The sequence below is a fragment of the Roseobacter sp. HKCCA2468 genome, assembly GCF_037805105.1.
Taxonomy (GTDB): Bacteria; Pseudomonadota; Alphaproteobacteria; order Rhodobacterales; family Rhodobacteraceae; genus M30B80.
Map to the genome: position 1 here is coordinate 154590 of NZ_JBBLYN010000004.1, position 21118 is coordinate 175707.

Below are 21118 nucleotides of genomic sequence, written 5' to 3' on the forward strand. Positions count from 1 at the left end.
GAAGACAGATCAGGGGGAGCCCGATGTCGTTTCGCCAAAACCACCTCTTAGGTATCGAAACACTTGCCCCCGATGAAATCGTTACAATTCTTGATCTTGCCGATCGCTACGCCGAACTTGAGCGTGGCGATAATAAGCATGGTGATGCCTTAAAGGGGCTGACCCAGATCAATATGTTTTTCGAGGCCTCCACCCGCACCCAAGCCAGTTTTGAATTGGCAGGCAAACGTCTTGGCGCGGATGTGATGAACATGGCGATGGCGGCGTCTAGCCTGAAAAAGGGTGAAACGCTCATTGATACGGCGCTGACGCTTAACGCGATGCATCCTGATCTTTTGGTTGTGCGGCACCCCCATTCGGGCGCCGTGAACCTCTTGGCGGAAAAGGTAAATTGCGCGGTTCTGAATGCGGGCGATGGCAAGCATGAACACCCAACCCAAGCCCTGTTGGATGCGCTGACCATTCGCCGCGCAAAAGGGCGTTTGCACCGCCTGAACATTGCGATTTGCGGCGACATTGCCCATAGCCGCGTGGCGCGCTCAAACATTCTGCTGCTTGGCAAAATGGAGAACCGCATTCGCCTAATTGCCCCCCCCACCTTGATGCCCGCAGGGGTCAGCGAATGGGGCGTGGAAATGTATGACGATATGCAAGCAGGGCTTGCAGGCTGTGATGTGGTGATGATGCTGCGCCTTCAAAAAGAACGCATGGACGGCGCCTTCATCCCATCAGAACGAGAATATTATCACCGCTTCGGGCTGGACGCAGAAAAGCTGAGCGCCGCCAAGGATGATGCGATTGTCATGCACCCCGGCCCAATGAATCGCGGGGTCGAGATTGACGGAAGCATCGCCGATGACATCAATCGCTCAGTGATCCAAGAGCAGGTTGAAATGGGTGTTGCCGTGCGTATGGCAGCAATGGATTTGCTGGCGCAAAACTTGCGTGCCAGACGAGCCGAAAAGGGGGCGCAGGCATGAATATCCTATTCAAAAATGCGCGCCTCATAGACCCAGAGGCAGGCACCGAGGATTTGGGCTGGCTTCTCGTCAAAGATGGGGTGATTGCAGCGCGCGGAACGGGTGACACGACCCAAAACGCAGAGCGCGTCATTGACTGCGCCGAAGCCTGCCTTGCCCCCGGTCTGGTCGATATTGGCGTCAAAATCGGCGAGCCTGGTGAACGGCATAAGGAAAGTTTCCGCAGCGCAGGCGCGGCTGCCGCCGCAGGTGGCGTGACCACCATCGTCACGCGTGCTGACACCACCCCCCCGATTGATACGCCTGAAACATTGGAGTTCGTGCGCCGCCGCGCGCAAGATGCAAGCCCCGTGCGTATCCTCCCAATGGCTGCCCTGACCAAGGGCCGTGAGGGGCGCGAGATGACGGAATTGGGCTTTCTCTTGGATGCAGGGGCTGTGGCCTTCAGCGATGGCGACCTCGTTCTGCGCGACAGTAAGGTTCTCAGCCGCTGCATGGTGTACGCCCGCAGTCTTGGCGCGCTCATTGTGGGCCATCCACAAGATCCTATTTTGTCAGAAGGGGCGGCTGTAACCTCTGGCAAATTCGCTTCTCTCAAAGGCTTGCCCGCAGTGTCGCCTATGGCAGAACGTATGGGGTTGGAGCGCGATCTTGCATTGGTTGAAATGACCGGCGTGGCCTATCACGCAGATCAGATCTCCACCGCGAAATCGTTACCCGCGCTGCGCCGCGCGAAAGAGGCAGGGCTGAATGTTACGGCAGGTATTTCAATCCACCATTTGACGCTCAACGAATTTGACGTAGGCGATTACCGCACCTTCTTTAAGGTCAAGCCACCCTTACGCGCCGAGGAAGACCGCGTTGCGATGGTTGAGGCGCTGCGGGAAGGGCTTATTGATATTATTTGCTCCATGCACACGCCACAGGATGAAGAAAGCAAACGGCTGCCTTATGAAGCGGCGGCCAGTGGCGCAGTGGGGCTTGAAACCCTGTTGCCCGCCGCGTTGCGGCTGCATCACGGGGCGGGTCTGAGCCTGCCTGATCTCTTCAAAGCGTTGTCTTTGAACCCCGCCCGCCGCTTTAATGTCCCAGGTGGCAGCTTAGCCGAAGGTGCTGTGGCTGATCTCATTCTGTTTGATCCAAATCGACCTTTTGTTTTGGATCGCTTCGCTTTGAACTCAAAATTCAAGAACACGCCCTTTGATGGCGCACAGCTGCAAGGGATTGTTTTGGCAAGTTTCGTCAACGGCCAATGCATTTATGAACGGAACGCATCGTGATTGAATTTAACTTGATCCAATTGGGCCTCGTTGGGATCGGGGCCTATCTCTTGGGCTCGGTTCCCTTTGGACTGGTCATGGCGCGCCTGTTCAATTTGGGCGATTTGCGCAGCATTGGGTCGGGCAATATTGGCGCAACCAATGTCCTGCGCACAGGCCATAAACTGGCGGCTTTCCTGACCTTGGTTCTTGATGCAGGAAAAGGTGCGATTGCTGTTTTGGTGGCACGTGCCCTGTTTGGCGATTTAGCTGCACAAGTCGCAGGGGGCGCGGCATTTCTCGGTCATTGCTACCCTGTGTTTATCGGTTTCAAGGGCGGCAAGGGGGTGGCAACCTTTCTTGGCACGCTCCTCACACTTGCTTGGCCTGCAGGTATTGCGGCTTGCGCCACATGGGCGATTGTGGCCGCGATGTTTCGCATTTCGTCCCTATCCGCGCTGATCGCAGCAGTATTGTCACCTGTATTCGTGGCAATCTTGGGCTATCCGCAGACCGCAGTCGTCACGGTCATCTTGGCTGCGCTGATTTTCAACAGACACCACGCCAATATCAAAAGACTGCTCTCTGGCACCGAGCCGAAAATTGGCCAGAAATCCTAATCAATATTTATACTCTTCGTAGATCCGCGTTAAATCACCGCCCCATTCGCCGTGATAGCGTTCCAACAATTCATCGGCGGGGGTTTTGCCGCTCTCTAGGCTTTCTTTCAACGCATTCAGAAAATGTGTCTCATCAGGCACAAGCCCACCCGCGCCCGCGCGCGCGCGGGTTTTCAACCCCGCTTCAGAGAGCGCCACAACTTCACGCGCCAGATCATGCATCTTTATCCCATGAGTGTCGGCCTGAAGCCCATCTACGGATGCCGCAACGCGCAGCGCATCGCGGGTCTCAGCGTCCCATCCCTTCACCAAATCCCATGCGGCGTCCAATGTGGTCTGATCATACATCAAACCCACCCAAAACGCGGGCAAGGCACATAGCCTGCGCCACGGGCCGCCATCGGCACCGCGCATTTCGATGAATTTCTTGACCCGTGCCTCAGGGAAAATTGTGGTCAAATGATCCGCCCAATCAGACAGGGTCGGCACCTCACCTGGAAGGGCGGGCAATTGACCTTTGAGAAAATCGCGGAAGGATTGACCAAGCGCGTCAATGTAGACCCCATCGCGATATACAAAATACATCGGCACATCGAGCGCATATTGCACCCATGCCTCAAAGCCAAAACCCTGCTCAAACACAAAGGGCAGCATCCCCGTGCGCGCGGCATCGAGGTCACGCCAAACACGGGCGCGCCATGATTTATGCCCATTGGGTTTGCCATCAATAAAGGGCGAATTCGCAAACAGCGCAGTCGCGACAGGTTGCAACGCCAAAGCCACGCGCAGCTTTTGCACCATATCCGCCTCAGAGGAGAAATCGAGGTTCACCTGAACCGTGCTGGTGCGATACATCATGGTTTTGCCCATGCTGCCCACGCGATCCATGTAGCCTGTCATCAGGCGATAGCGCCCTTTTGGCATCATTGGCATATCCTCATGCCGCCAAATCGGGGCCGCACCTAGACCGATGAATTCAACCCCGATCTTATCGGCGACATCACGCACCTCGCGGAGGTGTTGGTTCACCTCGTCACAGGTCTGGTGGATTGTCTCGAGAGGTGCACCTGAAAGTTCAAGCTGCCCGCCCGGCTCAAGGCTGACATTCGCGCCATCCTTGGTCAGGCCGATGATGTGCGCGCCCTCCATCACGGGCGCCCATCCGAATTTATCGCGCAACCCCTCAAGCACCGCTTTGATTGAGCGAGGGCCATCATAGGGCAGCGGGTTTAGCGTGTCGCGGCAATAGCCAAATTTTTCATGCTCTGTGCCAATGCGCCATTGATCCCGCGGCTTGCACCCAGCGGCCAAATACTCGGCCAATTGGCTTTCGCGTTCAATAGGGCCACCGCCTTGCTGAGGTATCGACATGGGCGCTGCTCCCGCCTGAATTATGATTGCACACCGATGCGGAACTGGCCCGCCTGACCATCCGTGTCAAGGCCACGCGTCCACAGAATTTGCGTGCCAAGGCGTTTCTTATCGCGCGCGGCAATCAGCGCGGCCATTGAAATTTTGGGCAGGGCAGAAAACCCATCAAACAAAACCTCTGCGCCGCTTGCCTCAAGGGGAATGGTCAAAACACTGTCGCGGGTTTTCAAAACCCATGCAGGATCTTTGTCCTTATCCACACGCAAGCCAAGGCTTTCTAAATCATCCAAATCTACGGCACCGCCCCAAATTGGGCCCATATAGGCGATGCGCCCTTCAACAAGGCTGACCACCCCCACGCCTTGCCCAGACGATGCAAACCGCGCGCGCCGCCATGCGACAAAGCCCGTTGTGGTTGCCACGGCAACCACCATCCACCCAACCATGCCCAAAATTGGGCTCGGGCGCGTGATCAACCACAGGCCAAAGCCAACTGCGCAGAGGGCTGCGATCACCTCCGAGTATCGCACAAAGGCGTGGCGCAATTCAGGTCGGATCATGCCAATCCCCCAAATGCGATTGAAACAGCGTCAGCAGGGCCACGGCAGCAGTATCCGCACGCAAAATGCGTGGGCCAAGGCTGACTGGGGTAACAAAAGGCAGGCGCGACAGGCTTGCGCGCTCCTGCGGGGAAAACCCGCCCTCAGGGCCAATCAATAGCGCCCATTTCTGACTATGCTGCGGCCCCGCAAAAGCCGCAGCAACACCAACCCGCGCCTCATCCGCCCAAATAATCTGACGATCCTCAGGCCATTGCGCCAAAAGGCGATCAAGGCGCATCAGATCACTGACCTCAGGCACGAAGGTGCCGCCACATTGCTCTGCCGCCTCTATTGCGTGGGCTTGCAAGCGATCCTGCCTGATCCGCTCGGAATTGGTGAACTCGGTCTGAACGGGGATGATCCGCGCGGCCCCCATCTCGGTCGCTTTTTCCACGATAAAATCGGTGCGCGCTTTTTTGATTGGCGCGAAAATCAGCCATAGGTCAGGCGGCAGCTGAACCGCGCGCGTTTGATCGCGGCACAAAAGCCGTCCTGCGCGCTTATTTGCTTCGACAACTTCGGCAAGAAACTCACCGTCACGGCCATTAAACACCAAAATCTCGGCCCCAACGGAAAGCCGCATCACAGCAAAAAGATAATTCGCCTGATCACGCTCGAGAGAGAGTGTTTGCGCTTTGGCAAGCGGCTGGTCTAGGTAAAGGCGTATCTTGGCGGCTTGAGACATAAGGGGATCATATGAGCGCAGATAACCAAATGCCAGAGGGTCGCGTGCGCGATGCCTATCAGGGCAATTGGGTCGATCATCTCGCCCCTGCCGCAACACGGCCCTATCTGCGATTATCTCGGGCCGATCGCCCAATTGGCACATGGTTATTGCTTTTGCCGTGCTGGTGGGGTTTGGCGCTTTCTGTTGCGGCTGACCCTGCGGGTGGCACAGTCTATGATCTCTGGATTGCACTAGGATGCGCTATTGGCGCGTTTCTCATGCGCGGTGCAGGCTGCACATGGAATGACATCACCGACCGCCATATTGATGCGGGCGTTGCCCGCACCCAATCGCGCCCTTTGCCATCAGGTCAGGTGACAGTGCGCGGGGCACTGATTTGGGCGGTTGTGCAGGCACTCGTCTCTTTTGGCATTCTGCTCACCTTTCAGTCAGCCGCAATTTGGTTGGGCATTCTGGCTCTCTTGCCTGTGGCGATTTATCCTTTTGCCAAGCGTTTCACATGGTGGCCGCAGGTGTTTTTGGGCATTGCCTTTAACTGGGGCGCGCTTTTGGCTTGGGCGGCGCATCAAGGCAGTCTATCGCTTGCCCCTCTCCTTCTTTATCTCGCAGGAATTGCATGGACCCTGTTCTATGACACGATCTATGCCCATCAAGACAAAGAAGATGACGCGCTGATGGGCGTGAAATCGACCGCACGCCTTTTTGGAGAGAATTCGGCGCAGTGGCTTTGGGGCTTCTTGATCCTCAGCGCGGGCCTTGCGGCGGCGGCTGTGATGGTTGTCCTATCAGGGGCGGCGCTAATATTGGGTCTTTGCGGCGTTGTGGGTTTTGCCGCCCATATGATCTGGCAGATGCAGCAGTTGGACATCAACAATGTCGACCGCTGCCTGTCGCTGTTTCGCAGCAATCGCGATGCTGGGCTGATCTTTGGGCTATTTCTTGCCGCTGCAGCATGGCTGTGATTGATCCTCGGGCGATTAATCTCTAAGCCATCCGCAGGGGATAAATTCGGATCACATTTCCAATATGAAAATTTCGCTCTCTCTTGCAGCAGTTTTAACTTTTTTGGTCGCAGGCCTGTTGTCTTACCTCGTGGCAATCGCCGCGGCGATCTTTATCGAAAACCGTTCAGTTGCTGCGGTTGAGGAGCGGCTTGAGCAATCTGGCGTGAGTTGGGTCGAGTTGCGCGGGGACGGGCTGCAAGTTCACATTTCAGGCGAGGCCCCCAATGAGGCTGCACGGTTTCGCGCGCTGACCCTTGCCGCGGCAGTCGTGGATGATGACCGGCTGATTGATGAAATCACCGTTGCTGACCCCGCAGGCATTTCAACCCCAGATTTCCTGCTCGAGATGTTGCGCAACAGTGACGGCATTTCGATGATTGGACTGATCCCAACCGATGCCGATGGCGAAACCATTGCCGCGCGCATTGCCGATATCACCAATGGGGTCGAAGTCGCCAATCTCGTGGAAAGCGTTCACTATCCTATTCCGCAAGGTTGGGATGCCGCACTTGAATACGGGCTGCGCGCCTTGCGCTTGCTTCCACGTTCAAAAATCTCGGTGATGCAGGGCAAGGTGACTGTCACGGCCGTTGCCGATAGCGTAGCGGAGCGTGACAGCGCAATATCCCGCTTAAACAGTTACCCTCAGGCAGGGTTGGATGTGGTTATCGACATCTCCGCCCCCCGTCCCGTTATTACACCCTTTGCCTTTCGTATGATCCGCGAGGGCGATGTGGCCACCCTTGAGGTTTGCTCCGCAGATACGGAGGCGAATGCGGCGAGGATTATCACCGCGGCTGAGGCCGCAGGCCTTGCCACAGGTGAAAGCTGCGATGTGGGCCTTGGCGTGCCGTCTACAGAATGGGCGCGGGCCATTGAGGTAGCAGTTGCGGCTCTGGCAGAACTCGGGGATGGGACGCTCACCTTCTCAGACGCCGATGTCAGCCTTGTGGCGAAAGAGGGCACATCGCAGCGTCTTTTTGATCGGGTGGTGGGTGAATTAGATCGCAACCTTCCCAATCTGTTCTCATTGCAGGCCATCCTACCGCCCCCGCCCCAAGATAGCGGCGCGTTAGAAGCGCCAGAATTCACCGCAAGCCTTTCTGAAACAGGGGCCGTTCAGGTGCGCGGTCGCTTACCCGATGAAAACCTGCAAGCCGCGAACCAAGCTTTCGCGCAGGCGCTTTTCGGCAGCGAAAATGTCTATTTCGCCACGAATTTGGACGAAGCCTTGCCCGAAGGATGGTCAGTCCGCAGTCTTGCAGGCTTAGAGGCGCTGTCCTTTTTGCATGACGGCGATTTGCTCATCACCCCTGCAAAACTGACATTGTCTGGCCGTGTTGCAGATCGAGATCATATCGAACTGGCCTCACGCCTCCTCTCAGATAAACTTGACGGTGCAGATTTCGAGATCAACGTGACCGTGGATGCAAGCCTTGCGCCTGAACCCGAATTGCTGTCACCTGAAACCTGCCTTTCGCGGATCAATGATCTATTGGCAGAGACGAAAATCACCTTTGATCCTGGGTCGATTGAAATCAACGAAAGCACAGGCGCAATCCTAGATCGCTTGGCTGAGATCCTGCCAGATTGCCGCCATGTCGATATGGAAATCGGCGGTCATACCGACAGTCAAGGGCGCGAGGAAATGAACCTCACATTGAGCCAAGCCCGCGCTGATGCGGTCTTAAACGGCCTTCTGGCGCGGCGGGTTCTAGTGTCGAACCTATCGGCGCGCGGCTATGGAGAGGCCAACCCAATCGCGGATAATGACACCGAAGAGGGCCGCGAGCAAAACCGCCGTATCGAGTTTAAACTGATTGATCGAACCGCAGCCGAAAATGACACGCCCGAGGAGGCGGCAGATGCCGAAGCCCCTGCAGGCGAGGAGGCCCAACAATGAACCGCACTGAATTCATTATCGCCATTACGATCATTTTGATCATCGCCTTTGCCCTTGGGTGGTTCGCAAATTGGCTTGTGCATCGCCTGACGCGCGTATCCGATGCAGATGTGAATGAGTTGGAAAGCCTCGCCGCTTCGCTGCACGAAGCCGAAGAATTGCGCGACCAAGCCATCACTTATATCGAACAGCGCGAAAGCGAATTGACCACGCAGCTTTCCCAAACCGAAGCCGAGTTGCGCGCCGCGATGGAAGGGTTGCGTGAAGCCCGCAGCGAAAACGACCATCTGCGCAGTAAGTTGGAGAAATCTTAATCTAAGATTTTACCCATTGGGCAAGCGCGGCCTCATCTTCGTCTTTGGCCTCTACCCAATCCGCGCGCCCATCGTGGCGCGCTTCTTTTTTCCAGAATGGCGCACGGGACTTCAGATAATCCATGAGGAAATCAGCGCTTTCAAATGCTGCTTTGCGATGGGGCGAAGCGGTCGCAACCATCATGATCTGGTCTGACGGCACAAGTTTGCCATAGCGGTGGATGATCAAGACACGGATCAACGGCCAACGCGCTTGCGCCTCGGCGGCGATTGCACCGAGTGCTTTTTCAGTCATGCCTGCATAATGCTCTATTTCCATGTGAGCGAGGCTTTGATCGGGCAAATCGCGCACCAGACCTGTGAAACTGACGACAGCGCCCGCACCCGTTGCGGCTGCGGCGAAATCCGAAATCTCAGCGCCCAAATCAAACGGCGCAGACTGGACGCGGACATCTACCGCCATGACCCTAGCCCCCCGTCATTGGTGGGAAGAAGGCAATCTCGCGCGCGCCCTGAACGGGATGATCCAAATCGACCAATTCCTGATCAACCGCCGCGCGCACAGAGGATAGATCCGAAAAGACCAAGTCATGCGCGTCAGATTTACCACGCAGCTCAGCAATCAAATCGGCGATTGTTGCCGCATCGGTGTTGATCATCTCGCGATCCGCGCCAATGCGTTCGCGCAACCATGCGAAATATCTCAGTTCAATCATCCCGTCAGCCTTTCTGGTCACTGAGGAATGGCAAGGCTTTGAGGAAGTAATCAAACCCTGTGACAAAGGTCAAAACGGCTGCAAGCCACAACATCCCCATGCCGCCCCACGCCAAAGCATCGCGCAGCACATGTAAGCCAAAGGTGCCAAATGAATGGTCATTGTGCATATTATGCTCTGCAATCGCCCATAAGAACATCAAGACAATCGCAACCATCTGCACCATGGTTTTCCATTTGGCGAGTTTTGTAACCTTTAGTCGCCCTGCATCCGCGCCCAAGAATTCGCGCAGGCCCGAGACGAAGACCTCGCGAAATAGGATAAGAACAACAGGTGTGATCAGGGCCACGGATAGATCAAACAGCCCGACCAAGATTGCCAAGGCGATCACCACCATGGCCTTATCCGCAATCGGATCAAGCATGGCACCGAAACGGGAAACTTGCGCCCATTTGCGGGCCAAATATCCATCCAGATAATCGGTGGTGGCCGCGCCGATAAACAGGATCAATGCCACCCAATCGGCAATCGGACGCGGAAAGATTGCAAACACCACACCAACCGCAATCGCGGCTAACAGGCGAAGCACCGTCAGAATATTTGGAAGTGTCCATGTCATAGGTTCGATCTTATCCGCTCACGCCCCGTCATGGAAGAAGGCATAGATGGTTTCTGCCATCCGATCTGAGATTCCTTCTACCGCCTTAAGATCTGCCAAATCTGCGCGCGACACGGCCTTAGCACTTCCAAAATGGGCCAAAAGCGCCCGCTTGCGGGTGGCGCCAATGCCGGGAACCTCATCCAACGGGGTCGCGCCAATCGCCTTTGATCGTTTGTCGCGATGCGCCCCAATCGCAAAGCGATGCGCCTCATCGCGCAGGCGTTGGATAAAATAGAGCACAGGGTCATTGCGCTTAAGCGCAAAGGGACGCGCCCCATAGCGGTGGAACTCTTCCTTGCCCGCATCACGATCGACACCTTTGGCGACACCGATAAAGGGCACATCGTCAACACCTAGATCCCCCATGATCTCGGCAACAGCACTGATCTGCCCCGCCCCACCATCGATAAGCAATAAGTCAGGCCAAGCATCGGATTTGCGGTCAGGGTCTTCCTTAAGGAGGCGCTGAAAGCGGCGCGTTAGAACCTCTTTCATCATGCCAAAATCATCCCCGGGGGTAAGATCATCCCCGCGGATGTTGAATTTGCGATATTGGCTTTTGAGAAAGCCCTCTGGCCCCGCAACAATCATGGCCCCAACGGCATGCGCGCCTTGGATATGCGAGTTGTCATAAACCTCTATGCGCGCGGGCGCGCCATCTAGGCCAAACGCATCGGCCAAACCGCGCAACAATTTTGCTTGGGTGGCGCTTTCGGCCATACGCCGTGCAAGGCTTTCGCGGGCATTGCGCAATGCCCCCTCAACCAATTCCGCCTTTTCGCCACGCTGTGGCACGAGGATCTCAACCTTTCCACCGCGCTTTTGGCCCAAGGCGGCCTCCATCAGATCGGCCTCCTCCAGCCCATGCGACAGGATCACTTGGCGTGGGGGTTCCTTGTTATCATAGAACTGGCCCAAAAAGGCCTCCATCACCTCATCGGGGGATTCAGAACCACCCAAGCGCGGGTAATAGTCATGGTTGCCCCAGTTTTGGTTGGCGCGGATGAAAAAGACCTGAACACAGGCCTGACCGCCCTCCATATGTAAGGCGATGATATCGGCCTCACGCACAGTTTGCGGGTTGATCCCTTGGGTGCCTTGCACTTGCGTCAGCGCGCGAATGCGGTCGCGCAACGCTGCAGCGCGCTCATATTCCATCGCTTCGGCAGCCTCGGCCATTTGCGCGCCAAGCTGCTCTTGAATTTCGGTGGAATTCCCGCGCAAAAACCGCGCGGCATCAGCCACGCTCGCGGCGTAATCTGATGCGCTAATATAGCCAACACATGGCGCAGAACACCGCTTAATCTGGTAAAGCAAACAGGGCCGCGTGCGGCTGTCAAAAGTCGTGTCGCTGCAATTGCGCAGCAAGAACACTTTTTGCAATTGGTTCAACGTGCGATTAACCGCCCCCGCCGATGCAAACGGGCCAAAATACTGCCCTTTCTCCGTCTTCGCCCCTCGATGTTTGCGGATTTGCGGAAAATCATGCGCAGCCCCGATTACGATATTCGGGAAGCTTTTATCGTCACGAAGCAAAACATTGTATCGCGGCTTGAGCTGCTTAATGAGATTTTGCTCTAACAACAGCGCCTCGGTTTCGGTGCGCGTGGTCAGAAACATCATCGAAGCAGTTTCCGAAATCATCCGCGCGATACGCGGACTATGTCCCGAGGGTTTCGCATAATTCGACACCCGCCGCTTGAGGGCACGCGCCTTGCCAACATACAAAACGCGGCTCTGTGCATCGAGCATGCGATAAACACCAGGGCTTTGATCTAGTGTCTTAAGGTAGTCGCGGATGACCTCATGCCCCTGCCGCGGCGCATCTCCTGAGGGGCTAATTTCCACGCTGTTTTCTAACATGTCATCCATGATGCAAAGCTTGCCCTGATTCCAATTCGCGCTGCAACGAAGAGCAGCCAAGTTCAAGGGAAAATATGTCCACTAAACCTGTGGATAAACCTGCGGAAAACCCTTGAAGCATCGAAATTTTTCATTGTTTTTCGGAGGGTTCCGTGAGTTGCACAATTTTTAGGCGTCTTTTTAACTATTTGAATTTGTTAATTATTTTCTTTTCCAGCGGGGCTTTGTGATCAAAGCGTTACTTAAACTTTACCTAAACGTTACCTAAGGAGACCCGGTGGAAAACTCTAATCATGATTAAAAATTAGACCTATTCTGTCCCTATAACATCAGGGGTCGCCCAAGCCAGATGCTGCCCCCCATCCACGGCGATCATTTGGCCTGTCACAGCCTTAGCTTTCACCAAATAGATGAGCGCATCGGTGATATCGTCCAAATCGGCGCCACGGTGCAAAATTGTAGCTTGTCTCTGGCGGGCAAAGGCAGCTGCATCCTGCCGTCCCCCACGCAATGTTGGGCCGGGCCCAATGGCATTTACGCGAATATCGGGCGCTAAATTCTGCGCGGCGGTTTTGGTAAATGTCCACAATGCGGATTTTGCCAATGTGTAACTGACAAAATCGGGGGTCAACTTATGCACCCTTTGGTCGATCATGTTGATGATGACTGAGGTTGCGCGCGGCTCACCGCCGCTATCTTGAACGGCTTTGGGGGCCTGCGCGGCAAAAGCCTCGGACAAGACCACGCTCGCGCGCAAGTTGGAATTCATGTGCCGATCCCAACTCTCGCGGGTGAGGCCCCCGAATGTATCATGCTCGAATATGGAGGCGTTGTTGACCAGAACCGAAAAAGGCGCCCCGATTGACGCATGGGCCTCAGGCAAAAGGGCCTGTGTCGCCGCCTCGTCCAAAAGATCGGCCTGCACCAGAACCGCCTGACGCCCTGCAGCCCGAACGGCTGCCGCGGTCGCCTCAGCCCCTTCGCGGGATGAGGCATAATGGATCGCCACATCGTAACCCGCCTGTGCCAATGCAATCGCCATTGCCTGACCCAAGCGCTGACCTGCGCCTGTCACCAAAGCTGCGGGCATCTGTGAACCTCCGACTAGTGCAATAAGAAACTTACATAGCCGATATAGAGCGCCACAAAGAGAAGTCCCACCGCGCGCCCCATGCGCCACCGGAAAAACACGAAAGGCAGCAAGATCAGCGAAGTGCCCAACATCACCCAAAGATCAAAGCGCAGGAATTCACTATCCACGGGAATGGCGCCAAACCATGGCGCGACCCCGAAAATAAAAACCAAATTAAAGATGTTCGAGCCAATTACATTGCCCAAGGCCACATCTGCATGTTTCCGCAATGCAGCCATCACAGATGTCGCCAATTCGGGCAAACTGGTGCCAAGGGCCACAAGGGTCAAGCCAATGACCACCTCCGACACGCCAAAGGCGCGTGCGATTTCTGTGGCGCTATCAATCAAGAGATCCGCCCCCAAAGGCAGACCAATCAAGCCAAGCCCAAGATAAATGCCAATCTTCCAATAGGGCATGGACGGATCAGCTTCTTCCAATTCTTCGGGTAATTCCTCGGGCGCATCACCTGTAAAGGCGTGACGAATTTGATCCCCCAATATTAGCGCAAAAACCGCCAGAAGGATCAGACCGTGCCACCAGACAAAGGGCCCCAGAAACGCAAGCACGACAAAGACCAAACTGGCGCAGAGCATGAAAATGTAATTCTTGCGCGTGTCCGAGACACTGGAGTCAAGGCAGGAAATAATTGCGGGCAACCCCAAGACCAAAAGAACATTGGCGATGTTCGACCCCACAACATTGCCCAACGCCAAGCCTGGTGCATCACCAAGCACTGCTTGGATCGACACCAACAATTCTGGCGCAGATGTCCCAAAGGCCACCACGGTCAGGCTGACGACTAAGGCCGAAATGCCCAACCGCAACGCAAGGTTGACAGCCCCCCGCACCAACGCATCCCCCGCAAGAACAAGGATCACCAAGCCCAAAACAGCCAAGGCAATATGCGCGGTCATTCAGGTTTGTCCTCGTCTCTCGGATCACGTCTCAGCGGATCACGCTTTAGGGGATCTGGGGGAAAGCGCGGCTTGCGCGATTTGAACTTGGGCAGGCGCAGCTTTCCAAACATGGCAAGCACGGCCATAAAAATTAGAAAAAGGCTGATGATCTTAAGCATCACAAATCAATCCGCCCCAAAACAAAGGACCAAGGGGCTTGTGCAAGATGAGGGCGGAGTGGTCTTTTCATCATAGCCCCTCATGTAACGATGCCCCCCCCTTCAAACAAGGGGCGTCATCTGCGAAATCTTATGGGCTTGGGGCGAAGGATCGTCACTGGGATTATCCGCCTTTGCCCGCTATGATGCCCGCACAAACCCGCAAGGCAGACCCAGATGCTGACCATCACCGACCAGATCACCATTGCCGATTGGGAATTGACCGAAAGCTTCACCCGCGCCCAAGGGCCAGGCGGTCAGAATGTGAACAAGGTTTCAACGGCAGTGGAATTGCGGTTCGAGGCCGCCCGTTCCCCCCATCTGCCCGCGCCCGTCAAACGCCGCTTGCAACGCATCGCGGGCCAGAAATGGACGAAAGACGGCGCGGTGGTGATCTTTGTGCAAGACACCAGAAGCCAAGCCCGCAACCGCGAGATCGCCCGCGAAAGACTGACCGAGATGATCCGCGCCGCCCTAGTGGCCCCCAAACCCCGCCGCCCGACCCGCCCCACGAAGGGATCGGTGGAACGGCGGATCAAGGCGAAGAAGGTGCGCGCCGAGGTGAAGGCAGGACGGGGGAAGGTGGAGGGGTAGTTGTCTAAGGTCGAATTTCCTTTGGCGCACGCCTTGATACCTTCACAACAATTCTTGAAAAATGTGCATAAATTGTAAATGTTATTTCAAGATAGCTCTGCCCCGAGAAAAGACTGTGAGAACTTCATGAATGGCGCAAAGATCAGAATTAAGGTCGGCTCGATGGAAATCGAATATGAAGGCGACCCATCGTTTTTGACAGGTGGCATTGAGGCACTGTTGGTCACAATGGGCGACATGGCTGCAAAAATGCCAGAGGAAGTCACCCCGCAGATTGAGGCCCCCGTTCAGCCGCCGCCTGCAAATGGTGTAAGCAACGGTACCGCCGTGGTCGGTGGGCAATATACCTTCTCGACCAACACGATTGCTGCGCATTTGGAGGCAAAGACCGGCCCGGAACTCGTAATCTGCGCAATGGCACAACTAGAGTTGGTGCAGAGGAAGGCTTCCGCGACACGGAATGAGATACTTAACGAGATGAAAGGTGCGACAGCTTATTACAACTCAAACATGAGCGGCAATATGTCCCAGAATCTTGGAAACTTGACCAAGGCAAAGACAATACGTCAAATTGCGAAAGATACATACGCTCTGAGCGCAAAAGAACGAAAGCGAATTGAGGCTAAGGTTGCTGAAATCTGACGAGCTAAAGCAATGGCTTCACAAAGACCTTTCCAAGCTCGACAAGGTCTTGCTTGTCCTCGCCACGCAGGGTGAGCCTGTGCCTGTTTCCAAAATCAATGACCTTGCTGAGGCGGCGGGCTTTCGCGCTATGCGGAAATGGAACGTCTCCGCCACCCTTGGGGCGTCCAAGGGCAAAGCCATCCGCACTTCGGGCTGGGAACTGACTGATGCCGGGCGTATGCACGTTCGCGGTCTTGGGGTGGCGTCGATCAGCCCGGCTGCTATGCAAGTCGCTGTTGATTTGCGCGCCCATCTAGCCAAAATAACCGATCAGCAAACCCGCGACTTTGTCGAAGAGGCCATCAAGTGCCATGAGGCTGAGCTACATCGCTCGGCAATTGTTATGTCGTGGTTGGGCGCGGTTGATGTCTTGCAGAAGCACGTCCATCAGAATCACCTTGCTGCGTTCAATGCCGAGGCGAGTCGGGTCAATGGGAAATGGAAGACCGCCGCATCGCAGGACGACATTGGAAAAATGGCCGAAGGCGACTTCTTGGATCGCATCGAGGCCCTGTCGATTATCGGAAAGAACGTGAAAGCGGAACTGAAAAAGTGCCTCGATCTCCGCAATGGCTGCGGACACCCCAACAGCCTGAAAGTGTCCGTAAACAAATCTGCCGCTCATATCGAAACGCTTTTGATGAATGTTTTCGAAAAGTATTAATTCCCTAAACCACCACCTCAACCCGCTCCTGTTCCCCCACCCCGAACACGCGCTTGTACCGAGCAATCTCCTCCTCTGGCCCCATTGCTTTCTCGGGGTTGTCGGAGAGTTTGACCGTGGGGCGGCCGTCGGCGCGGATGGCTTTGCAGACCAGCGAGAAGGGGGCGAGTGCATCGCCCTCGACCAGCCCGCGGAAATCATTGGTCAGAAGCGTGCCCCAGCCAAAGGACACGCGCACGCGGCCTGAAAATTTGGCGTGCAGCTCGGCGATGCGGTCGACATCCAACCCGTCCGAGAAGATCACCAATTTCTGCGTAGGGTCTTCGCCGCGCGATTTCCACCAGTCAATCGCGGCCTCGGCCCCTGCCTCGGGTTGGCCTGAATCGATACGAATACCCGTCCAACCCGCCAACCAATCGGGCGCGTTCCTGAGGAACCCTGCCGTGCCATAGGTGTCAGGCAGGATGATGCGCAGATTGCCATCATGTTCTTCATGCCAGTCCGCAAGCACATCATATGGCGCCCGAGCCAGTTCCGTATCATCGCGGGCCAAGGCGGCATAGACCATCGGCAATTCATGCGCATTCGTCCCAATGGCCTCAATGTCGCGCTTCATCGCGATATGGCAATTCGAGGTGCCCGCGAATTTATCCCCCAAACCTTCGATCATCGCCTGCACACACCAATCCTGCCACAGATAGGAATGGCGGCGGCGAGTACCAAAATCAGCGATGCGCAACCCCTCAATCGCGCGCATTCTTTCGATTTTTTCCCAAAGCTTCGTCATCGCGCGGGCATAGAGCACCTGCAACTCGAACTTACCCATGTCTTTCAAGACAGCGCGCCCGCGCAATTCCATCAAAACTGCAAGCGCGGGGATTTCCCAAAGCATCACCTCGGGCCATGCGCCTTCAAAGGTCAGCTCATATTGATCCCCCACCCGTTCCAGATGGTAGGGGGGCAGTTGCAGCGCCTCGAACCATTCCATGAAATCGGGGCGGAACATCTGGCGCTTGCCGTAAAACGTATTCCCGCGCAGCCACGTGCTTTCGCCCCGCGTCAGGCGCAGGGTGCGGATATGATCCAATTGTTCACGCAATTCACCCTCATCAATCAGATGCGCAAGCGGGATGCGCGTTGTGCGATTGATCAGTGAAAATGCGACTTGGGTTTTGGGCCGATTGCGAAAGACTGACTGACACATCAGCAATTTATAGAAATCCGTGTCGATCAGCGAGCGCACGATCGGGTCAATCCTCCAGCGATGGTTATGGACACGGGTGGCGATATCGACCATGGCTAGGCTCCAAGCAGGCGTGTTTCGCGCCGTTTAGAGCAAATCATAGGCCATAAAGGCAAGAGCGATGGAAATTTTCCTGCAAGGCACCCCAGGATTGGAGGATATCCTCGCCGAGGAGGCGCGCAGCTTATCCTTCTTGGGTGTGCAATCTGTGGCAGGGGGTGTGATCTGTCAGGGTGATTTCGCTGAAGCAATGCGTGCCAATCTGTGGCTGCGCAGCGCGGGACGCGTATTGATCCGTATCGCGGAATTCCGCGCGATGCATCTGGCACAATTGGACAAGCGCGCGCGCAAATTGGATTGGGCCAGCATTTTGCGACCTGATCGAGCTTGGCGCGTTGAGGCCACCTGTCGCAAATCAAAGATTTACCACCAACGCGCAGCTGCGGAACGAATTGAGGGGGCAATCAGCGCGGCGCTTGGCAGCACGCCGAACCCTGAGGCGCAGATTGTTGTTAAACTGCGCATCGAAGATGATCTTTGCACACTCAGCCTCGATACATCTGGCGAGAGCTTGCACAAACGGGGCGCCAAGGAATTCATCGGCAAAGCGCCCATGAAAGAAACCCTTGCTGCCGCGTTCTTGCGGGCCTGCGGCTATCATGGCGGGATGCCTGTGGTTGATCCGATGTGTGGCTCTGGCACGTTTTTGCTTGAGGCCGCCGAGATTGCCGCGCGGTTGCCCGCAGGGCGTGCACGCCGCTTTGCGTTTGAAGATCTTGCCGGATTTGAGAGTGCTGATTGGTCTGCAATGCGCCGCAATTTTTCCTCGCGCGAGGCTGAGGCCGTGCAATTTTACGGGTTCGACCGCGACCAAGGGGCCATTACAGGCGCGCGCGCCAATGCCGAGCGGGCAGATGTTGCGGAATGGACAAGCTTTGCCTGTCAGCCCCTCAGCGCGCTTGAACCACCGACACAGCAAAAAGGGTTGGTCATTCTGAACCCGCCCTATGGCGCGCGGATTGGCAATCGCAAATTGTTGTTTGGGCTTTACGGCGCCATTGGTGCGGTCATGCGCGAACGGTTCACGGGATGGCAATTTGGCATGGTCACATCGGACGAAGGGTTAGCCAAGGCCACAGGTTTGACGTGGTCAGAGGTGAGCCGCCCCGTGGCCTTCGGTGGGTTAACAGTCAAACTCTATCAATCAGCCCTCTGACATCATCACACCCAAAGCGGCCATGTCATCCAAAGCTGTCGCCAATGATCCGCCCAGATCAATCGCGCGACACAAATCGCGGCGCAGATCGACCGCAAACCCTAGTTTTGCGGCATCTTGCGCGGAATAATTGACACAGAAATCTGTCGCCAATCCGACCATAGTCAGATGCGTGATCCCACGATTGCGCAAATATCCCTCAAGCCCCGTGGGGGTCTGGTGATCATTTTCGAAAAACGCAGAATAGCTGTCGATGGCAGGCCGAAACCCTTTGCGAATAATCAGATCCGCACGGTTTGTGCGAAGTTCTGGATGAAATTCCGCCCCTGCGCTGCCTTGCACGCAATGATCAGGCCATAAAACCTGTGGGCCATAGGGCATCTCAATCATCTCTAGGGGCGCGCGCCTCTCATGCTGACTTGCAAAACTGGAATGATCCGCGGGATGCCAATCTTGGGTCAGGATCACGGCGGCATAGTCATCCATCAAGGCGTTGATCCCCGCTACAATCGCGCTGCCCTCAGGCACAGCCAAGGCACCGCCTTCGCAAAAGTCATTTTGCACATCAATCACCAAAAGCGCGTGAGTATCGGGTTTCATACCATGGTCTCCGTATAGGGCAGCGTGACGCATCACCTAAGGGTTGAGTTGCACAATGCAAGGGCGTAAATGCGCAGCTATGTATATTGTCGCCGCCCTCTATCACTTTACCCGATTTGACGCGCCCGAAGAGTTGCGCGCGCCCCTGCTTGGGCTTTGCGAGGCGCAGGGGATCAAGGGATCGCTTCTTTTGGCGCGCGAAGGGATCAACGGCACCATCGCAGGCAGCCGCACAGGGATTGACGCGGTGCTATCCCATATCCGCAACCTGCCTGGTTGTGCGGCGTTTGAATGGAAAGAAAGCACAGCCACCGAAATGCCCTTTGGCCGCCTCAAGGTGCGCCTGAAGCGCGAGATCGTCACGATGGGTGTGCCAGAAACTGATCCGCTCAAAATCGTGGGCACTTATGTTGCGCCTGAAGAATGGAACGAATTGATCTCGGCCCCTGATGTTGCCGTGATCGACACGCGCAATGATTACGAAGTGGCCATTGGCACTTTCAAAGGCGCGGTTGATCCACAGACCGAAAGTTTCCGCCAATTCCCACAATGGTGGGAGGAAAACAAACATCGCTTTCACAACAAGCGGATCGCAATGTTCTGCACCGGTGGCATCCGTTGCGAGAAATCCACCGCGTTCCTCAAGGATCAAGGCGTGGAGGAGGTGTATCACCTCAAAGGCGGCATCCTAAAATATCTTGAGGAAATGCCACAAGAAAGCAGCCTTTGGCAGGGCGAATGTTTCGTCTTTGACGAACGCGTCTCTGTCGGTCACGGCCTTAAACAGGGGCCTTATGGTCTGTGCCGCGCCTGTCGCCGCCCAATTTCTGACGAAGATCGCAGACATCCTCATTTCGAAGAAGGCGTCTCCTGTCATCAATGTATGGGCGAGCACAGCGATGAAGATCGCGCGCGTTTCCGCGAACGTCAGCACCAGATTGCCTTGGCCAAAGCCCGCGGTGAAAGCCATTTGGCAGGCTAATTTACGCTCTCTGTGAATTTTTCATGACAGCACAATTTGGGCCTATGCGCGGCCTATTATTTCGATTATTCGCGAAATATGGAAAATATACTCGTCACACAGCTGTCAACTTTGGGCCATGGCCCACGCCTTGATATTTTTCGCCTGCTGATGCGCCGTTATCCTGATGCGGTCGCGGCGGGGGAAATTGGTGCTGCTTTGGGGGTTAAACCCTCGACCTTGTCGGCCTATCTTGGCGCGCTTCATCAGGCAGGGTTGATCGTGCAAGAACGCGAAGGCACTTCGCTGCGCTATCGCGTGGCGATGGACGCCACCCATGACATGATGGCTGCTCTATTTTCAGAGTGCTGCCGTGGACGGGTAAACCTTCAGTTTGACTGTGCGCCTGACCCGCAGAATGACGGCAGGCCATTTAATGTGCTGTTCCTCTGTGTGGGAAACTCGGCACGCTCCATCATGGCTCAGACTTTGCTACGCGATATGGGCGGGGATCGGTTTCGCGTATACTCCGCCGGTGTCCAACCGCAAAGCACGCTCAACCCGCTCGCGCTCGAGGTGCTGCGCCAAAAAGGGCATGATACCTCTGCTCTCAGTTCTAAGCATCTTAGCGTTTTCCAAGCGCCCGAAGCGCCACAGATGGATTTTGTTTTTACAGTCTGTGATGTGGCCGCCAATGAGGATTGCCCCGCTTGGGCAGGGCAGCCTGTCAGCGGGCATTGGGGCCTGCCTGACCCTGTAAAGGCTCAAGGCAGCGTTGCCGAGCGGGGACTGGCGTTTCAGGCAACCTATGGCGCGTTGCGCAATCGTATTGCCGCCTTCACCGCCCTGCCCCTCGAAAGCCTAGAACGCGCGGCGCTGCAAAAGGCGGTAGATCACATTGCAGAGATTTCAAAAGAGGATTGAGA

Annotated in this window: 23 protein-coding genes; 12 read left to right on the forward strand and 11 right to left on the reverse strand. The window is 55.8% G+C overall.

The features are described 5' to 3' along the window. The first annotated feature begins 23 nt into the window (after positions 1–23). The 3 genes from AAC620_RS10665 to plsY are packed head-to-tail and all read left to right on the forward strand — an operon-like array spanning position 24 to position 2859. Complete coding sequence (locus AAC620_RS10665; RefSeq protein WP_340244881.1) at positions 24–980, forward strand: aspartate carbamoyltransferase catalytic subunit; 957 nt, start codon at positions 24–26, stop codon at positions 978–980. Then, the gene (pyrC, locus tag AAC620_RS10670) at positions 977–2260 is read left to right on the forward strand and encodes a dihydroorotase (protein ID WP_340244883.1); all 1284 of its coding nucleotides are present in this window, start codon (positions 977–979) and stop codon (positions 2258–2260) included. Before AAC620_RS10665 ends, pyrC begins: the two co-directional genes overlap by 4 nt. Next, positions 2254–2859 (forward strand): glycerol-3-phosphate 1-O-acyltransferase PlsY, encoded by a 606-nt coding sequence (plsY, locus tag AAC620_RS10675; RefSeq protein WP_340244958.1) that lies wholly within the window; start codon positions 2254–2256, stop codon positions 2857–2859. Before pyrC ends, plsY begins: the two co-directional genes overlap by 7 nt. On the opposite strand, the gene AAC620_RS10680 is transcribed toward plsY, so the two are convergent. Genes AAC620_RS10680 through AAC620_RS10690 form a run of 3 tightly spaced genes read right to left on the reverse strand, consistent with a single transcriptional unit; the run spans position 2860 to position 5517 of the window. Continuing rightward, complete coding sequence (locus AAC620_RS10680) at positions 2860–4230, reverse strand: glutamate--cysteine ligase (RefSeq protein ID WP_340244885.1); 1371 nt, start codon at positions 4228–4230, stop codon at positions 2860–2862. A 20-nt stretch (positions 4231–4250) separates the two neighbouring features. After that, the gene (locus tag AAC620_RS10685) at positions 4251–4790 is read right to left on the reverse strand and encodes a hypothetical protein (protein ID WP_340244887.1); all 540 of its coding nucleotides are present in this window, start codon (positions 4788–4790) and stop codon (positions 4251–4253) included. Further along, positions 4777–5517: a 16S rRNA (uracil(1498)-N(3))-methyltransferase gene (locus AAC620_RS10690; protein ID WP_340244889.1), complete on the reverse strand. Its 741-nt coding sequence runs from the start codon at positions 5515–5517 to the stop codon at positions 4777–4779. The genes AAC620_RS10685 and AAC620_RS10690 overlap by 14 nt, the downstream gene beginning before the upstream one ends. A gap of 11 nt (positions 5518–5528) precedes the next feature. On the opposite strand from AAC620_RS10690, the gene ubiA reads away from it, so the two are divergent. The 3 genes from ubiA (at position 5529) to AAC620_RS10705 (ending at position 8741) form a co-directional block, all read left to right on the forward strand. Next, on the forward strand, positions 5529–6482 hold the full coding sequence (ubiA, locus tag AAC620_RS10695; RefSeq protein ID WP_340244891.1) for a 4-hydroxybenzoate octaprenyltransferase: 954 nt from the start codon (positions 5529–5531) through the stop codon (positions 6480–6482). A 64-nt stretch (positions 6483–6546) separates the two neighbouring features. Continuing rightward, positions 6547–8427 carry an OmpA family protein gene (locus AAC620_RS10700; RefSeq protein ID WP_340244892.1) on the forward strand — a complete coding sequence of 627 codons (1881 nt, stop codon included), beginning with the start codon at positions 6547–6549 and terminating at the stop codon, positions 8425–8427. Further along, entirely contained in the window at positions 8424–8741 is a 318-nt protein-coding gene (locus AAC620_RS10705) for a hypothetical protein (protein WP_317656582.1), read from the forward strand. The genes AAC620_RS10700 and AAC620_RS10705 overlap by 4 nt, the downstream gene beginning before the upstream one ends. Position 8742: 1 nt before the next feature. On the opposite strand, the gene AAC620_RS10710 is transcribed toward AAC620_RS10705, so the two are convergent. The 6 genes from AAC620_RS10710 to AAC620_RS10735 form a co-directional block, all read right to left on the reverse strand. Next, on the reverse strand, positions 8743–9204 hold the full coding sequence (locus tag AAC620_RS10710; RefSeq protein ID WP_340244895.1) for a molybdenum cofactor biosynthesis protein MoaE: 462 nt from the start codon (positions 9202–9204) through the stop codon (positions 8743–8745). Between the two features lie 4 nt (positions 9205–9208). Beyond that, a complete protein-coding gene (gene moaD, locus AAC620_RS10715; protein WP_317656585.1) occupies positions 9209–9457 on the reverse strand; it encodes a molybdopterin converting factor subunit 1 in 249 nt (82 codons plus the stop codon). A 4-nt stretch (positions 9458–9461) separates the two neighbouring features. After that, positions 9462–10076 (reverse strand): CDP-diacylglycerol--glycerol-3-phosphate 3-phosphatidyltransferase, encoded by a 615-nt coding sequence (gene pgsA, locus AAC620_RS10720; protein ID WP_317656587.1) that lies wholly within the window; start codon positions 10074–10076, stop codon positions 9462–9464. Between the two features lie 18 nt (positions 10077–10094). Then, positions 10095–11981: an excinuclease ABC subunit UvrC gene (gene uvrC / locus AAC620_RS10725; RefSeq protein ID WP_445322465.1), complete on the reverse strand. Its 1887-nt coding sequence runs from the start codon at positions 11979–11981 to the stop codon at positions 10095–10097. 310 nt (positions 11982–12291) lie between these two features. Then, positions 12292–13071: an SDR family oxidoreductase gene (locus tag AAC620_RS10730; protein ID WP_340244899.1), complete on the reverse strand. Its 780-nt coding sequence runs from the start codon at positions 13069–13071 to the stop codon at positions 12292–12294. A 14-nt stretch (positions 13072–13085) separates the two neighbouring features. Beyond that, on the reverse strand, positions 13086–14030 hold the full coding sequence (locus AAC620_RS10735) for a calcium/sodium antiporter (RefSeq protein WP_340244901.1): 945 nt from the start codon (positions 14028–14030) through the stop codon (positions 13086–13088). A gap of 377 nt (positions 14031–14407) precedes the next feature. Between AAC620_RS10735 and arfB the strand changes: the two genes are divergently transcribed. The 3 genes from arfB to AAC620_RS10750 all read left to right on the forward strand — a co-directional run bounded on the left by arfB (position 14408) and on the right by AAC620_RS10750 (position 16172). Further along, on the forward strand, positions 14408–14824 hold the full coding sequence (arfB, locus tag AAC620_RS10740; RefSeq protein ID WP_340244902.1) for an alternative ribosome rescue aminoacyl-tRNA hydrolase ArfB: 417 nt from the start codon (positions 14408–14410) through the stop codon (positions 14822–14824). A 126-nt stretch (positions 14825–14950) separates the two neighbouring features. Continuing rightward, entirely contained in the window at positions 14951–15466 is a 516-nt protein-coding gene (locus AAC620_RS10745; protein WP_340244903.1) for a hypothetical protein, read from the forward strand. Beyond that, entirely contained in the window at positions 15453–16172 is a 720-nt protein-coding gene (locus tag AAC620_RS10750; RefSeq protein WP_340244905.1) for a hypothetical protein, read from the forward strand. The genes AAC620_RS10745 and AAC620_RS10750 overlap by 14 nt, the downstream gene beginning before the upstream one ends. 4 nt (positions 16173–16176) lie before the next feature. On the opposite strand, the gene pncB is transcribed toward AAC620_RS10750, so the two are convergent. Then, positions 16177–17469, reverse strand: coding sequence for a nicotinate phosphoribosyltransferase (gene pncB / locus AAC620_RS10755; RefSeq protein WP_340244907.1), 1293 nt, complete (start codon positions 17467–17469; stop codon positions 16177–16179). A gap of 67 nt (positions 17470–17536) precedes the next feature. Here pncB and AAC620_RS10760 point away from each other — a divergent pair, with 67 nt between their 5' ends. Further along, positions 17537–18631: a THUMP domain-containing class I SAM-dependent RNA methyltransferase gene (locus tag AAC620_RS10760; RefSeq protein ID WP_340244909.1), complete on the forward strand. Its 1095-nt coding sequence runs from the start codon at positions 17537–17539 to the stop codon at positions 18629–18631. Here AAC620_RS10760 and pncA read toward each other — a convergent pair. Next, complete coding sequence (gene pncA / locus AAC620_RS10765; RefSeq protein WP_340244911.1) at positions 18620–19231, reverse strand: bifunctional nicotinamidase/pyrazinamidase; 612 nt, start codon at positions 19229–19231, stop codon at positions 18620–18622. The genes AAC620_RS10760 and pncA overlap by 12 nt on opposite strands. Before the next feature lie 79 nt (positions 19232–19310). On the opposite strand from pncA, the gene trhO reads away from it, so the two are divergent. Both trhO and AAC620_RS10775 read left to right on the forward strand, forming a co-directional pair. After that, positions 19311–20213 carry an oxygen-dependent tRNA uridine(34) hydroxylase TrhO gene (gene trhO, locus AAC620_RS10770; RefSeq protein ID WP_340244913.1) on the forward strand — a complete coding sequence of 301 codons (903 nt, stop codon included), beginning with the start codon at positions 19311–19313 and terminating at the stop codon, positions 20211–20213. A gap of 78 nt (positions 20214–20291) precedes the next feature. Continuing rightward, positions 20292–21116, forward strand: a complete 825-nt coding sequence (locus tag AAC620_RS10775) for an arsenate reductase/protein-tyrosine-phosphatase family protein (RefSeq protein ID WP_340244914.1) — start codon at positions 20292–20294, stop codon at positions 21114–21116. Positions 21117–21118 lie beyond the last annotated feature (2 nt).

Excerpts from the sequence above, each read along its gene's own strand:
- AAC620_RS10665 (WP_340244881.1), top strand. The coding sequence starts at position 24 with ATGTCGTTTCGCCAAAACCACCTCTTAGGTATCGAAACACTTGCCCCC.
- pyrC (WP_340244883.1), top strand. The coding sequence starts at position 977 with ATGAATATCCTATTCAAAAATGCGCGCCTCATAGACCCAGAGGCAGGC.
- AAC620_RS10680 (WP_340244885.1), bottom strand. The coding sequence starts at position 4,230 with ATGTCGATACCTCAGCAAGGCGGTGGCCCTATTGAACGCGAAAGCCAA.
- AAC620_RS10685 (WP_340244887.1), bottom strand. The coding sequence starts at position 4,790 with ATGATCCGACCTGAATTGCGCCACGCCTTTGTGCGATACTCGGAGGTG.
- AAC620_RS10690 (WP_340244889.1), bottom strand. The coding sequence starts at position 5,517 with ATGTCTCAAGCCGCCAAGATACGCCTTTACCTAGACCAGCCGCTTGCC.
- ubiA (WP_340244891.1), top strand. The coding sequence starts at position 5,529 with ATGAGCGCAGATAACCAAATGCCAGAGGGTCGCGTGCGCGATGCCTAT.
- AAC620_RS10700 (WP_340244892.1), top strand. The coding sequence starts at position 6,547 with ATGAAAATTTCGCTCTCTCTTGCAGCAGTTTTAACTTTTTTGGTCGCA.
- AAC620_RS10705 (WP_317656582.1), top strand. The coding sequence starts at position 8,424 with ATGAACCGCACTGAATTCATTATCGCCATTACGATCATTTTGATCATC.
- AAC620_RS10710 (WP_340244895.1), bottom strand. The coding sequence starts at position 9,204 with ATGGCGGTAGATGTCCGCGTCCAGTCTGCGCCGTTTGATTTGGGCGCT.
- moaD (WP_317656585.1), bottom strand. The coding sequence starts at position 9,457 with ATGATTGAACTGAGATATTTCGCATGGTTGCGCGAACGCATTGGCGCG.
- pgsA (WP_317656587.1), bottom strand. The coding sequence starts at position 10,076 with ATGACATGGACACTTCCAAATATTCTGACGGTGCTTCGCCTGTTAGCC.
- uvrC (WP_445322465.1), bottom strand. The coding sequence starts at position 11,981 with ATGTTAGAAAACAGCGTGGAAATTAGCCCCTCAGGAGATGCGCCGCGG.
- AAC620_RS10730 (WP_340244899.1), bottom strand. The coding sequence starts at position 13,071 with ATGCCCGCAGCTTTGGTGACAGGCGCAGGTCAGCGCTTGGGTCAGGCA.
- AAC620_RS10735 (WP_340244901.1), bottom strand. The coding sequence starts at position 14,030 with ATGACCGCGCATATTGCCTTGGCTGTTTTGGGCTTGGTGATCCTTGTT.
- arfB (WP_340244902.1), top strand. The coding sequence starts at position 14,408 with ATGCTGACCATCACCGACCAGATCACCATTGCCGATTGGGAATTGACC.
- AAC620_RS10745 (WP_340244903.1), top strand. The coding sequence starts at position 14,951 with ATGAATGGCGCAAAGATCAGAATTAAGGTCGGCTCGATGGAAATCGAA.
- pncB (WP_340244907.1), bottom strand. The coding sequence starts at position 17,469 with ATGGTCGATATCGCCACCCGTGTCCATAACCATCGCTGGAGGATTGAC.
- AAC620_RS10760 (WP_340244909.1), top strand. The coding sequence starts at position 17,537 with ATGGAAATTTTCCTGCAAGGCACCCCAGGATTGGAGGATATCCTCGCC.
- pncA (WP_340244911.1), bottom strand. The coding sequence starts at position 19,231 with ATGAAACCCGATACTCACGCGCTTTTGGTGATTGATGTGCAAAATGAC.
- trhO (WP_340244913.1), top strand. The coding sequence starts at position 19,311 with ATGTATATTGTCGCCGCCCTCTATCACTTTACCCGATTTGACGCGCCC.
- AAC620_RS10775 (WP_340244914.1), top strand. The coding sequence starts at position 20,292 with ATGGAAAATATACTCGTCACACAGCTGTCAACTTTGGGCCATGGCCCA.